Source organism: Leptolyngbya sp. CCY15150 (assembly GCF_016888135.1).
Taxonomy (GTDB): Bacteria; Cyanobacteriota; Cyanobacteriia; order RECH01; family RECH01; genus RECH01.
The window spans coordinates 1-218 of record NZ_JACSWB010000263.1 but is presented as its reverse complement, the minus strand read 5'-3'; the positions used below and the strand labels follow the sequence as shown (position 1 = coordinate 218).

The 218-nt window shown below is 50.0% G+C and carries 1 pseudogene; it reads left to right on the top strand.

The features are described 5' to 3' along the window. Nucleotides 1-218 (top strand): annotated as a pseudogene (locus tag JUJ53_RS19650) (ISNCY family transposase); the annotation flags it as partial.

Genomic DNA, 218 nt, shown 5'->3' with positions numbered 1-218 from the left:
AACTTCGGGCACGGAAAGCAGCATCTTTCCTCGTTCTTGGCGACCCTGAACATTCTGTCTCTGCTCTTTCATACGTTGCTAGAGTTGCTCGACTTGAAGTACAAGCTGCTGCGGTCGCACTTACCCACCCGCAAGACCTTTTTTGATGATTTGCGGGCATTAACCCGGTACATGTATTTCGACAGTTGGGATCATCTGCTCACCTTCATGCTGGAAGG